Below are 14,184 nucleotides of genomic sequence, written 5' to 3'. Positions count from 1 at the left end.
TTTTATGAATTTAAGCACGGATCATCTCAATCCCAATTGATTGTCACGAAGCAACCGGTGTAAAATATAGGAAAGACATAAGGGGGATTCAAATGAATTGGAAGTACATACATAGAATCTTACGCTTTCTACTTGTCATTCTTCTTATTATTGTTTCTCTGATCTCCTTTTATTATATCTGGCATCTTGCTTATCCATTTGTCATCGCTCTGCTGCTCGCTTTTCTAATTAACCCTCTCGTAGATTTATTAGAAAACCGAGCGAAAATACCGAGACCGCTCGCTGTAGCCCTATCAATTCTATTCCTTATAGGAGTCCTTGCAGCCTTTATTGCTCTGCTAGTAAATGAAGTTGTACAAGGCGTTGTATATATCGCAAATGTATTACCAGGAAATTTTCAGGAAATTGTCTTATTCATAGAAGATCTTTTCGTGTCTCACGTCATGCCACTTTATTATCAGCTTGAAGAATTATTTAAGGATTTGAACAAAGATCAACAAACCACTGTACTCGATAATATCCAATCCATTGGAACAACCATTACAACTACCCTTACGAATATACTTCAATCTCTTGTTGAAGGAATCCGCTCGTTTATCGTCAGCTTACCTACGATCCTAACAGTTCTTGTCTTTTCTATGCTTGCCACTTTCTTTATTAGTAAAGACTGGTATAAGTTCATAAATTGGATGAAATTAAAAGTAAGAACTGATATCCAAGAAAGTATTAGCACCGTTTATATTGACTTAAGACGCGCTCTATTTGGCTTTCTGAAAGCACAGCTTACCCTTATTTCAATGACAGCGATCATTGTTTTAGTTGGTCTTTTTATTTTACGGGTAGATTATGCGATTACCATAGCGATTATCATTGGGCTTGTCGATTTACTACCATACCTTGGTACAGGCGCAATTTTCGTGCCATGGATGATTTATTCCTTTTTAATCGGAAACTACGGATTGACCATAGGACTTTCTATTCTTTATGGAGTTGTCGTGATTCAACGTCAAGTCATGGAGCCTAAAGTGCTATCATCGAATATTGGACTCGATCCTCTCGCAACATTGATTGCTCTCTTTGTAGGCTTCCAACTATTTGGGTTCATTGGTCTAATCATCGGCCCAGTACTTCTCGTTGTACTAAAAACTCTTTATCATGCAAATGTTTTCAAGGACATTTGGGGTTTTATCAAAGGAGCATGAGTCTAATTACGCTGTTAACTTTAGTGGTTCGTACAGGCGTCGCTAGAAACCAATTGGATGAATCACTAATAGAAAAATCAGTCTGAGCGACTATATCAAATCTCCTTTAATAATGGAGCAAAAAAAAAGCATGGGAGCAACGTCTCATTTGGACGTTGTTCCCATGCTACAGCCGAAAGCTTGTCGCTATCTAGTAGTTATTATTTTTGTATCTCAGTAGCGTCATAAACTTTAACTTCTAAAGGTGCAACTAGATATTCTGGTGCTTTACCTACAAAAGCTTGAAAATGAGCACTTTGGTTATGCGCTTCGACTGCAGCCATATCTTCATAAGCTTCAATCATTTTATAAGTGTTCTCTTTTTCAACTTCTTTTGAAAGTGTATAAGAAATGTTACCTTCTTCATTTCTAGCCGCTTCAATCAAAGTTGTCACTTCTTTAAGAAATTCTTCTTCTTTAGCCGGGTTAATTTGTAATCCTGCGTGAATAATAATCATTGTTCATTTCCTCTTTTCAATTTTTATTTTTATTTTTTTATTTCCACTCTGCAATCGATTCAACAGGTAAGCGTACAGATTTGTAGCCTTCATTTGCTGCTTTACCAATTGAAAGCAACATAACTGGGTAGTAACGCTCTTTATCCATACCGTAAGCTTCAGCGATTTGAGCTTTCTCATATCCTCCAATTGGATTGGTGTCATAACCGTGTGCACGTGCAGCAAGCATTAACTGCATGGATACCAAACCACCATCAATGAGGTTCATTTCTCTAAACTGCTCTGTTGACATTCCTTCTAACAACCCTTTAATCGCTGGAAGCTGCTGATCTCTAACTTCTGCAGGCATATACCCTTTTTGTACAGCAGTGTCATAAATTTCATCAGCATAGTCCAAGCTGTTCATATCAACAAAAACGGCAATCATTGCTGAAGAAGTTTCAACTTGAGACTGGTTGAATTTAGCAAGTGGTGCTAATGTCGCCTTTCCTTCTTCGCTATCAATAACGACAAAACGCCATGGTTGAAGGTTCACTGAAGAGGGTGCGAGTGTTGCTTCAGTTAGTATTTCAGTCATCTCTTCTTTACTTATTTTCACGGATGGATCATAATGGCGGATTGAGCGGCGCCCTGTAATAATTTCGTTAAAGTCATTTATTTTCGTTGCATTCATCGTTAATTCTCCTTAGTACTTTTCTAGTTAGTATTGAATTTCTTTAATGTTACTTTGAATACGGTTAAGCATATTCGATAATTCTGATTGTTCCTGCTCAGTAAAATCTTTTAGTACCTTTTGAATGAATTGCTCTTTCTCTTTCCGAAAAGATGCAATTCGATCTCTGCCTTCTTCTGTTAACCTCACGAAGGTAAACCGGTTATCGTCTGGATTTTTACGACGAGCAACCATTTTTTTCACTTCCAACTGCTTTAAATGTCTCGTTACAGCAGCGCTATCAATATTCACTTCTTTCTGCAATGCTGTTTGGCTAATTTCATCAACCTCAAACAATTTATGCAGGAGCTCTAAGCGAGACTGACTGATGCCGGTGCATCGTTCGAATTTAGGGCTCATTTGCTTGTAAATATCATTTAACTGATATAAAATTTCGCCTTCATTTGAACAAGAATTCTTCAACGCATCCTCCTCCTTCAATCAGTTGATGGGTCAATCGTTGACTCATCAACTAATATACTAGATGAGTTCCTTGATGTCAACAATAAAACCTTAATTAATTGATAGCTCAATCATTGATCTATCAATTAATATAATTTACTATTTTATAAATGTCAAATCACACTTTATTTCTTCCAATAGAAAAGGAGCTTGAATATGTATTCAAGCTCCTTAAGGACATTTCATTATACGTTTCTAAGGCAGAATTTTTACCTTCTAATAAACATAAACTGACCATTATTCATTCGACGTTCAAGGAATTTCTTAATCCATCTCTTAAAAGGTTTTCTCGTTGCCGGGATGAGAAGTAAAAATCCTGTTGCATCTGTGATGAAGCCTGGTGTGAGTAGAACGACACCACCTACGAGTATGCATAGACCATCTAAAATAGCATCTCCAGGCATCTGGCCTGATTGCATTTGTCTGTTAACCTTTTGGATCGTTTCTGCCCCTTCTTTACGCGCAAGCCACGCTCCTAGAATCCCTGTACCAATAATCAATAATACTGTCGGAATAAGTCCCAGTGTTCTTCCTGATAGAAGTAACAAAGCGATCTCTAGAGCTGGAACGATAATAATAAAAAGCAACAAAATACGAAACATGACATAGCTCCCTCAATCATAATCGGGAAATTGTCCCGTTAACACTATTATACGTGATTTAAAATAATTTTCGAACTCAATTGCACCATTAACCTAATCCCCAGTGAAGAATACCCAAAATAAGTTAAATAATAAAGGCTGTCGATTTTCTCGACAGCCTTTTAAAAGTTTCAATCTTGCTTATAGAATGCTTGCTTTCCCGTTGTAAATAATTCCAGTCGTTGCATCAAGTGTTACTTGTTGACCTTCTTCGAATAGTTGTGTCGCATTTTCAAGACCAACTACGACAGGTAGTCCAAGACTAAGACCTACAACTGCAGCATGGCAAGTAAGTCCGCCTTCTTCTGTAATAAGTCCTGCTGCCTTCTCTAGAGCAGGAACCATATCTTTATCAGAGCCAATTGTAACTAGAATTGTGTTTCCATCTGCTTTATCAATCGCCTCTTGAGCATTTTTTGCGATTGCGATTCTTCCTGAAATAGATGTTTTCCCAATTCCTTGAGCTTTTGCAAGAATATCACCGATAACGTGAACTTTCATCAAGTTCGTTGTACCAGATTCTCCAACTGGAACACCAGCAGTAATAACAACTGTATCTCCGTGATTTACAATTCCAGACTGGATTGAAGCATCAACTGCAACTTCTAGCATTTCGTCTGTTGTTGATACTTTGTGTCCTTCTTGTGCATGAACGCCCCATACAAGAGCAAGCTTGCGGCAAACGCTAGCCGTATTTGTTACAGCTACAATCGGTGCCTTCGGACGGTATTTAGCAATCATACGCGCTGTATGTCCGCTCTCAGTAGCTGTAATAATTGCTGGCACATTTAAGTTGTAAGCTGTGTGAGCTACTGATTCACTAATCGCATTTGTTGTATTTGTTTCTGTTTCTTTACTTCTTACAGAAAGAAGCTCACGGAAGTTCAATGATTTTTCAGTATAAGAAGCAATGTTATGCATAGTTTGAACAGCTTCTACCGGATAAGATCCTGCCGCTGTTTCACCTGAAAGCATGATTGCATCTGTGCCATCAAGAATAGCATTGGCAACGTCACTCGCTTCCGCACGAGTTGGACGAGGATTACGCTGCATAGAATCAAGCATTTGTGTTGCAGTAATAACTGGCTTTCCAAGTGCATTACACTTTTTAATAAGCTGCTTTTGTACAAGAGGTACTTCTTCAGCAGGAATTTCAACACCTAGATCACCGCGAGCAACCATTAAACCATCTGAAATCTCAAGGATGGAATCGATATTATCAACACCTTCACGGTTTTCAATCTTAGGGATAATTTGAATGTCAGTTGCTTTATGCTTCTCAAGAAGTTTACGGATATCAAGAACATCGGATACTCGACGAACGAATGACGCAGCAATAAAGTCTACACCCTGTTCAATACCGAATTCAATATCTGCAGCATCCTTATCTGTAATACCAGGAAGGTTAACGCTCACGTTAGGTACGTTAACACCTTTTTTGTTTTTCAATGTTCCATTATTTAGAACCTCAGTATAAAGTTCATTCTTCTCAATTTGCTTTACTTCAAGTTCAATCAATCCATCATCAAGTAGAATCTTAGATCCAACGTGAACATCATTAACAAGTTCAGGATATGTGACAGAGATTTTCTCAGTTGTACCAAGTACTTCTTCCATTGAAACGATAAGCTGTTGACCAGCTTCAAGATCGATTCCACCGTTCTCCATATTGTTCGTACGGATTTCCGGGCCTTTTGTATCTAAAAGGATCGCAACGTTTTTTCCTAGCTTTTCAGCAACTGCACGGATTGATTTAATACGATTCCCGTGTTCTTCAAAGTCACCATGTGAGAAATTTAAACGAGCAACGTTCATCCCTGCATTAATCAATTTTTCTAGAGTTTGTTCATTTTCACTTGCTGGTCCAATCGTACAGACAATCTTAGTTTTGCGCATGGGTCTGTCTCCTCCTAAAAGCTATGCTTCAATTAGTTTTCTTCATAACAACTATGTTATGTAATATTTTCAGACATTACGATACACCCCTTAAGTTTAAAGGGGTGAACCACTTAACGTCTTTTTAAATAGATAATTCCTTTGCAAGCTGACACATTTTTTGATTGACTTCATGTGGCAGAGCGAGTGCTTCGTTAATATCCATATCAACAATTTGGTTGTTCTGAATACCAACTGTTCGCCCTTCTGCTCCTTCAAGTAGAAGTTCAACAGCACGTGCTCCAAGACGGCTTGCTAGAACTCGGTCCGAAGCAGTTGGTGAACCACCACGTTGAACGTGACCAAGAACGGTTACACGTGTTTCCATGTTCATTTCTTCTTGGATTTGTTTCCCAATTTCAACACCACTTCCAACACCTTCAGCAACAACAATAATACTGTGACGTTTTCCGCGATCATGGCCGCGCTTCAAACGACTCAAGATATCTGACAACTCGAACTTCTCCTCAGGAATGAGGATTGATTCAGCACCGTCAGCAAGTCCTGACCAAAGAGCGATATCTCCTGCGTCACGTCCCATTACCTCGATCACATATGTACGCTCATGAGATGTCGCCGTATCACGAATTTTATCAATAGCTTGAATAACTGTATTTAGTGCTGTATCGAAACCAATCGTAAAGTCTGTTCCAGGGATGTCATTATCAATCGTTCCTGGAATTCCAATCGTCGGGAAGCCATGACCAGTTAATTTCTGAGCTCCACGGTAGGATCCATCTCCTCCGATTACAACTAGACCCTCAATACCAAATTTCTTTAAGTTCTCTACACCCTTCAGTTGACCCTCAAGTGTCTTAAATTCAGGGCAGCGAGCAGAATATAACATTGTACCGCCACGATGGATAATATCAGCTACAGAACCGATTTCCATTTTCTGTATATTTCCATTAATCAACCCGGTATATCCGTGGTAGATCCCATAAACTTCAATATCATGGTAGATAGCTTTTCGAACGACAGCTCGAATAGCAGCGTTCATTCCTGGTGAGTCTCCTCCGCTGGTTAGTACACCAATACGTTTCATAACTGTTCACCTCATTAATTCTTTGTGTTATTAAAATATCAAATACGGTCGTTGAATACAATAGCTAAGCTACATCGCAAAAAAGTGCTTTCTCTATAACGAGAAAGCACTTTCCTTATTTTAAGCCAATGGTATCGGTTACAAACGTATATTGTCCAATATTTCTGTATTTTTCATAGCGTTGATTCACAAGCTCCTGTTTGGAAAGTTGTGTCAGTTCTTCAAGTGATTTGACAAGGGCCGAGTGAATCGCCTTCGCCTGTTCTCCCATATTTCGATGAGCCCCTCCCTTTACTTCAGGGATAATCTCATCAATGACATTTAGTTCTTTCAAATCTGGCGCCGTGATTTTCATAGTATCAGCAGCCTGCTGAGCTAAACCAGAATCCTTCCACAACAAAGCCGCAGCTCCTTCAGGAGAAATAACGGAATACCATGAATTTTCAAGCATGTGCACGTGATTACCTACGCCAATCGCTAACGCTCCTCCACTCGCACCTTCTCCTATAACAATGCAAATGATAGGAACGGTTAGCCCCGCCATTTCAATCAGGTTTCGTGCAATCGCTTCACTTTGCCCTCTTTCTTCCGCTGCCTTACCAGGAAACGCTCCTTTAGTATCTAGAAGAAAAATAACGGGACGTTGAAATTTTTCAGCTTGTTTCATGAGACGAAGCGCTTTACGATAGCCTTCAGGATGTGGCATACCAAAATTTCGTCTAAGATTCTCTTTTGTATCTTTACCACGCTGATGGCCGATAACCGTTACAGCTTTTCCTTCAAAGGTTGCGATACCACCTACAATCGCTTCGTCATCACCAAACAGTCGATCACCATGCAATTCAAGAAAGTTCTCAAAAATACGCTCGATATAATCAGAAGTTGTGGGACGTTCAGGGTGTCTAGCCAATTGGACACGGTTCCACGCTGTTAAATTCTCGTAAATTTCTTCTTCCATTTTTGAAAGTCTTTTTTGAAGACGAGAAACTTCATCATTAAGATCCACATTCTTTTCTTCCATGAAAGAATGTAATTCAGTAATTTTATCTTCTAACTCTTGGAGAGGTCGTTCAAAATCAAGTCTCTGTGCCATTATTCTTCACCTCCATTTCCATGAATCATTAGTACCTGACCGAGTATCTTCTTCATATCAGCTCGATGAATCACGCGATCCAACTGACCATGATGAAGGAGAAATTCAGCCGTCTGAAAATCTTCTGGAAGATCTTCACGAATCGTTTGCTCAATAATTCGTCTACCAGCGAAGCCAATCAAAGCCTTAGGTTCAGCGAAATTAAAATCGCCTACAGAAGCAAAACTCGCTGATACACCACCAGTTGTAGGATGTGTCATTATAGAAATGAATAGTCCACCGTCATCGCTAAACCTTTTAAGCGCCACGCTGGATTTCGCCATTTGCATCAAACTCAAAACACCCTCTTGCATTCGAGCACCGCCTGAGGCAGTAAAGACAATAAACGGAATTTTTTCTTTATGCGCATGCTCAATCGCTCTAGTGATTTTTTCTCCTACCACTGAACCCATGCTTCCCATTCGAAAACGTGCATCCATTACTGCAATAGCTGTTCGGTAGCCATCTATTGTTCCTTCACCCGTTACAACCGCTTCATTCAATGAGGATTTCTTTTGATCCTTTTCCAAACGCTCAACATAATCGGGAAAAGAGAGCGGGTTTTCTGAAATCATATCTGCATCCAGTTCTGTAAAAGAACCTGAATCAAGCGTATCCTTTAATCTTTCAGGGGCTGACATTTGATGGTGATACCCACATTTCACACAAACCTTATGCGATTTTTCCAGCTCTTTCGTATAAATAATACTTTTACACCCTGGACACTTTGTCATAATGCCTTCAGGTACATCTTGTTTTATTTTATCTGAGGGAACCGTCGCATACTTCTTCTTCTTGTTGAATAGATCTTTTAACAAAGTTGACCATCCCTTTCACAATATCAAACATATTTGCTATTCTTCCGTTTTTTTTATTTCATACGTGTCAAATAAACAAATGGCACTTTCCTTATTCCTAGAAGTCAATGCATCAATCATGGATTCATAATACTCTTTAGGGCGGAAAGTTAACTGGTGCCAAATTGTCTGATGGTAATCTGCAAGCTCTCCCCATAACCTCATGAGTAGATGATTATGAGTTGATGAAACAATAACTCGGAAGAAAGCTGTATCAAATTCAGTTGAAAAAATATTTCGACCGGAAGAGTTGTCCTTATATTCCATCATAGTTCTTAATCGATCAAGATATTCATCTGAGATTCGATCACAAGCCACCCTTAGAATATCTTTTTCAATTAACCTTCTAGTTTCTAACAGATCTTCTTTAGACTTTGTATCTTTTAGAATAAAGGAGGCAATGACTTCTACAAGCCGATGATCTCTAGCATTTGCAATAAATGTCCCTTCTCCTCGACGAGTTTCAATTAGACCAAGCATTTCCATTGATCTTAACGCTTCTCTTACGGAAGATCTTCCGGCATTTAAGCGCTCAGAAAGCTCCCTTTCCGAAGGGAGCTTATCACCGGTTTGTAAACCATCGTTATAAATAATCGCTTTTATTTTCTGAAGGATATTCTGATAAACTTTCCCCTGACTCATCATGGGAAATCAACACCCTTTCCTGGCTGAAAACAAATAGGAACAGTAGACATTTGCGGTTTGGAACCGTGAATGCCTCTTAACCAAAATGAATGTTCAGAAGATAAGCTGTTTTTCATGTTCTCCATAAATAAAATGCAAGAAAAAAGTGAGAAAGTCAAGCTCTTCCCCACTTACTCGTTATCTTCTTCAATAATAGCGAGAGCACGTGTCTTTTCTTTAACTGCTTCAGGATCTACGTTTATACGAGCCACACCCGTCTCCATCGCAGCTTTCGCTACACTAGCAGCAACAGCAGGTGCTACTCGTGGATCAAACGGTGCGGGAATAACGTAGTCAGCGCTCAAATCTTCTTCAGCAACAAGTTCTGCAATAGCATGTACAGCAGCGACCTTCATATCTTCGTTAATATGAGTTGCTCTAACATCAAGTGCGCCTCGGAAAATTCCAGGAAACGCTAGAACATTATTTATTTGATTTGGGAAATCTGATCGCCCAGTACCAATAACCTTAGCTCCCGCTTCTCTTGCATCATTTGGCATGATTTCAGGATTAGGGTTAGCCATTGCAAAAATAGTTGGATCATCATTCATAGATTCGACCATTTCTCTTGTCAGTGCTCCCTCAACTGAAACCCCAATGAAAACATCTGTGCCTGAAATAACTTCTTTCAGTGACCCTTCTGCTTTGTCACGATTTGTATACTTCGCAACTTCTGCCTTCACGTCGTTCATTCCATAAGAACGGCCTTCGTATATAGCACCTTTCGAATCACACATAATGATATCCTTGACACCAAAACGATTCAAAAGCTTAATAATGGCGATACCTGCAGCTCCAGCACCATTGATAACTACTTTAATTTCACTCATTTTCTTACCTGATAGTTTCAAAGCATTGACAAGCCCTGCTACCGTAACAATGGCAGTGCCGTGTTGATCATCATGGAAAATAGGGATATTTGTTTCTTTTTTTAATCTTTCTTCGATAACAAAACAATTAGGGGCAGCAATATCTTCAAGGTTAATACCACCAAAAGTAGGTTCCATTAACTTTACTGTCTGCACAATTTGATCAACATCAGTCGTATTTAAGCAAATAGGAAATGCATCAACACCAGCAAAACTTTTGAAAAGCACTGCTTTCCCTTCCATTACAGGAAGTGCTGCTTCCGGCCCAATATTTCCAAGTCCAAGAACGGCTGTGCCATCGGATACGACGGCAACCATGTTTCCTTTCATCGTATATTCATATACTTTATTCTTGTCATCATAAATTTCTTTACAAGGCTCTGCAACACCTGGTGAATAAGCTAGACTTAAATCCGTAGCGTTTCGAACCGGCACCTTCGATTTAGATTCTAGTTTTCCTTGTCTCACTCTGTGAATATGTAGAGCTTCTTCTCTCGTAATGGACAATAAACCCACTCTCCTTTTTTCAGAAGCATTAGATGATGTTAACAATTTCCCTAGTACAATTGGGCAGTGGTCAGACCACTCTATTTTCACCATTATAACAAATCACCATTAGCTGTAAAGATTTTCATCGAGGCTTTTTCACAACATTGTTTTCACCAAGTAATTTTTTCAAGGCTTGAAGACAGTCAGTATCAGGGTTTACCAGCCATTCTTTACCAAGCTTTACGGTTTTATCTGTTTCACTATAATAAACTACGACCTCTGCATCACCCTCATAGTTTCGAAGCACTTCCTTCACTTCACTTAGCATACTTTTATGGTGAGGCTCAACTTTCAGAAATAAGGTTTTCTTCTCTTTCTTTGGTTGAACATCACTTAGCTTCATCGCTCGAGAAATAATAATATTCGTTTGATCATTTCGTTTCTGCCCTACACCATCAACGTAAAGAAATTGCCCTTTCGATAAAAGACTCTCCATTTGTTCCCAAACATCAGGAAAAGCGACTCCTTCTATTTCTCCCGTTTCATCACCAAACGTTAGAAAAGCCATCATTTGTCCTTTCTTCGTGCGAATACTTCTGACCTTCAATACCTCTACAGCTAACCTTAGTGGGGCTCGATCTGAAGCAGTGATTGCGTCTCTCGTAACATCTCTTACGTATCCCTTCAAATTCTCTAAATAGGGATCAAGAGGATGGGCTGTTAAATAAAACCCAATTGCTTCTTTCTCGAAAGCAAGCATTTCTTTTTCATCAAAAGGGGGAACGCTCTCGTAAGCTGGTTCAGCCTCACCATCTTCAAAAAAACCTTTTTGTCCATTTTGTTCATACCCATAGTTCATGGCTCCTTCGAGTGAAGCGAGCATAGAGGAACGACTTACCCCGAACTCATCCATCGTACCAGCAAAGATCAACGATTCAAGTGCACGCTTATTTACTATTCTCAGTGAAATTCTTGCGCATAAATCAAAAAGGCTTTTATAAAAGTGATTCCTCTTATCCAAGATTTCTTCTATAGCATTTTTACCTACATTTTTTACGGGAAGCAAACCGAATCTCAAGGCCTCATTTTCAACAGTGAAGGTTTCTTTGCTTTTGTTGATTGACGGCGGATGAACCGTCATGCCTTTTTGTCTTGCTTCTGATAAATACATAGCAAGTCTATCTTGGTTTCCGATTGCAGAAGTTAATAGACTCGAAAAGAAGTAACGTGAATAGTTAGCTTTTAAATAAGCTAGTTGATAAGCAATCACGCTATAAGCTACTGCGTGACTCCGATTAAATCCGTAATCCGCAAAACGGACAATGTACTCATATACTTTAACAGCAGTTTCTTTAGGATATCCCTTTGCAAGACAACCACTAACGAAATGCTCTCTTTCAGATTCAAGAACTTCACGCTTCTTCTTAGATACGGCCCTTCTTAATAAATCCGCTTCTCCAAGAGAAAAACCTGCTAATTTTGATGCAATTTGCATGATTTGCTCTTGATACACGATAACTCCATAAGTTGATTTTAGAATTGGTTCAAGATCTGGATGGAGATAATCAATTGAACGTTCTTTATGTTTACCTGAAATGAAGAGCGGAATGTTTTCCATTGGACCCGGCCTATATAAAGCATTAACAGCAACAATATCTTCAAATTCAGTCGGCTTCAGCCTCCTCAGCACTTGACGCATGCCATCAGATTCAAGTTGAAAAACACCTGTTGTGTCAGCTTTTTGCAGCAGTGAGAAGGTAGGTTGATCATCCATTGGAATTGTAGAAAGCGAAGGGCGCACGCCTGTTTCACTTTCGATATCATTTAATATCCCTTCAATTAAAGTTAAATTTCGAAGTCCAAGAAAGTCCATTTTCAAAAGACCTACTTCTTCTAAATCGTTCATGGGAAACTGCGTCAAACTAATATGATGACCACCAAGTAAAGGTACATGTTTCGTAAGCGGCTCAGCTGAAATAACAATTCCTGCGGCATGTGTTGATGTATGACGTGGTAGCCCTTCAATCGTACTTGCTATGTCAAAAACCTGTTTTCCTTCAGAGGTAGATGATATGAGATCCATGAGTGCTTTTGACTCTTCTTTTGCCTGTTTCAACGTCATTCCAGGTCTTGAAGGAACTGCTTTAGACATCGCATCCAGAAGCTTCGTATCTACTTCTAATACTTTTCCAACGTCACGAATTGCAGCTTTTGCAGCAAGCGTACCGAATGTTACGATTTGGGCTACTCGGTCATGTCCGTATTTCTCGTAAACGTATTCAATGACCTCATCTCTTCTTACATCAGGAAAGTCAATGTCAATATCTGGCATCGTAACTCGTTCTGGATTCAAGAAGCGCTCAAATAGAAGGTTGTGTTCGATAGGATCCACATCTGTTATATGCAATAAGTAAGCAACGAGAGAGCCAGCCGCCGATCCTCTCCCCGGACCTGTAATCATATGATGATCATGAGCATATTTCATGAAATCCCAAACAATTAGGAAATAATCATTAAACCCCATCTCATTGATAATTGAAAGTTCGTAATCTAATCGGTCCGTCACATGTATACCTGGATCGTGATATCGCTCAGCTAAATGGTTTATACATATCTCCTTCAAGAACTCAAAAGCCGATTTTCCGTCAGGAACTGGATAAACGGGTAAGTGCGTTTGTTCGAAATTCAGTTCGACAGAACATCTTGCGGCGATCTTAGTTGTGTTTGCAAGAGCTTCCTCATAACCCTTAAACCGCTCTCTCATTTCTTCCTCAGAGGTTAAATAATATTCATGATTAGGTAAGGCCACCTTGTCTTTCTCTTCATAACGTTGCCCTGTATCAATACACCTTAAGCAATCATGTGCTTCCCCATCTTCTTGATTAATATAGTGAACCGCATTTGAAACGGTTAATGGAATGTTCGCTTTATTGGCAAGCTTAGAAATTAACAAGTTAAGGTGTCTTTCTTCTCTAAGAGAATGATCCTGCATTTCGAGATAGAATCCCTCTTTGAAAACACGTTGATACTCCATTGCCATTTGTAAGGCGACCGTCTCTTCTTCATAAAGAAGGGCTTTTCCAATTTCACTATGAAGGGTCCCAGATAAGGCAATGAGACCATCTGATCTTTCAAATAAATTTGTTTTATCTATATATGGTTCTGGCCCCCCTGTACTTTGCATTTGCGTACTGATATTCAATAAGTTCTCATAACCTTCCGTATTAACAGCAAGTAGAACAAGGTTATCCAAATGTTGGTCCCGCTGATGGAGAGAAGACTCATTCCCAACGCTTACCTCTAGTCCGATTATTGGCTTTATTCCCTTTGCTTGACATGCTTTATAGAATGGAATTGTCCCATACATTGTTCCTTTATCTGTCAGAGCCATAGACTGAAATCCTTTTTGTATTGCAGATTCAACAAGTGATTCAATTCGACTTGGGCTATCTAGCAGACTATATTCACTGTAAACACGAAGATGCACAAATTCCATATATAATCCCACTCTCAATTTGCTATTACTTTCTATTATAAATACTTCCACCTTCTCAAACAAACATTATCAAGCATATCCCTCTCTCCTAATTGCATAGGCTGTACTAAAAGCGAAAAATAGGCTGATTTATAATCACACACTTTTTCTTCAACCTTTTATG

General features: G+C 39.2%; 12 protein-coding genes. 1 reads left to right on the top strand and 11 read right to left on the bottom strand.

What is annotated here, in order from left to right:
• Positions 1-92 precede the first annotated feature (92 nt).
• The gene (ytvI, locus tag IQ283_RS06580; protein WP_194219305.1) at positions 93-1,202 is read left to right on the top strand and encodes a sporulation integral membrane protein YtvI; all 1,110 of its coding nucleotides are present in this window, start codon (positions 93-95) and stop codon (positions 1,200-1,202) included.
• Positions 1,203-1,402: 200 nt separating this feature from the next.
• On the opposite strand, the gene IQ283_RS06575 is transcribed toward ytvI, so the two are convergent.
• The 11 genes from IQ283_RS06575 to IQ283_RS06525 all read right to left on the bottom strand — a co-directional run bounded on the left by IQ283_RS06575 (position 1,403) and on the right by IQ283_RS06525 (position 14,021).
• Positions 1,403-1,699, bottom strand: a complete 297-nt coding sequence (locus IQ283_RS06575; protein WP_194219304.1) for a putative quinol monooxygenase — start codon at positions 1,697-1,699, stop codon at positions 1,403-1,405.
• A 37-nt stretch (positions 1,700-1,736) separates the two neighbouring features.
• Complete coding sequence (locus IQ283_RS06570) at positions 1,737-2,372, bottom strand: nitroreductase family protein (RefSeq protein ID WP_194219303.1); 636 nt, start codon at positions 2,370-2,372, stop codon at positions 1,737-1,739.
• 27 nt (positions 2,373-2,399) lie between these two features.
• The gene (locus IQ283_RS06565; protein ID WP_194219302.1) at positions 2,400-2,834 is read right to left on the bottom strand and encodes a MarR family winged helix-turn-helix transcriptional regulator; all 435 of its coding nucleotides are present in this window, start codon (positions 2,832-2,834) and stop codon (positions 2,400-2,402) included.
• Positions 2,835-3,082: 248 nt separating this feature from the next.
• Positions 3,083-3,475, bottom strand: a complete 393-nt coding sequence (locus tag IQ283_RS06560; protein WP_194219301.1) for an FxsA family protein — start codon at positions 3,473-3,475, stop codon at positions 3,083-3,085.
• Between the two features lie 180 nt (positions 3,476-3,655).
• On the bottom strand, positions 3,656-5,410 hold the full coding sequence (pyk, locus tag IQ283_RS06555; RefSeq protein ID WP_194219300.1) for a pyruvate kinase: 1,755 nt from the start codon (positions 5,408-5,410) through the stop codon (positions 3,656-3,658).
• A 124-nt stretch (positions 5,411-5,534) separates the two neighbouring features.
• On the bottom strand, positions 5,535-6,494 hold the full coding sequence (gene pfkA / locus IQ283_RS06550; protein WP_194219299.1) for a 6-phosphofructokinase: 960 nt from the start codon (positions 6,492-6,494) through the stop codon (positions 5,535-5,537).
• A 115-nt stretch (positions 6,495-6,609) separates the two neighbouring features.
• Entirely contained in the window at positions 6,610-7,587 is a 978-nt protein-coding gene (accA, locus tag IQ283_RS06545) for an acetyl-CoA carboxylase carboxyl transferase subunit alpha (protein WP_194219298.1), read from the bottom strand.
• Positions 7,587-8,444, bottom strand: a complete 858-nt coding sequence (gene accD / locus IQ283_RS06540) for an acetyl-CoA carboxylase, carboxyltransferase subunit beta (RefSeq protein ID WP_194219297.1) — start codon at positions 8,442-8,444, stop codon at positions 7,587-7,589. The genes accA and accD overlap by 1 nt, the downstream gene beginning before the upstream one ends.
• 36 nt (positions 8,445-8,480) lie before the next feature.
• Positions 8,481-9,125, bottom strand: coding sequence for a FadR/GntR family transcriptional regulator (locus IQ283_RS06535; RefSeq protein WP_194219296.1), 645 nt, complete (start codon positions 9,123-9,125; stop codon positions 8,481-8,483).
• Between the two features lie 173 nt (positions 9,126-9,298).
• Positions 9,299-10,537, bottom strand: a complete 1,239-nt coding sequence (locus tag IQ283_RS06530; RefSeq protein WP_408962578.1) for an NAD(P)-dependent malic enzyme — start codon at positions 10,535-10,537, stop codon at positions 9,299-9,301.
• 130 nt (positions 10,538-10,667) lie between these two features.
• Entirely contained in the window at positions 10,668-14,021 is a 3,354-nt protein-coding gene (locus IQ283_RS06525; RefSeq protein ID WP_194219294.1) for a DNA polymerase III subunit alpha, read from the bottom strand.
• Positions 14,022-14,184: the final 163 nt, after the last annotated feature.

Origin of the sequence: Pseudalkalibacillus hwajinpoensis (assembly GCF_015234585.1) — a bacterium.
In the GTDB taxonomy this organism is placed as follows: Bacteria; Bacillota; Bacilli; order Bacillales; family Guptibacillaceae; genus Guptibacillus; species Guptibacillus hwajinpoensis_B.
Note: the sequence above shows the minus strand (reverse complement) of the source record. Positions and strands in the feature narration are given on the sequence as shown.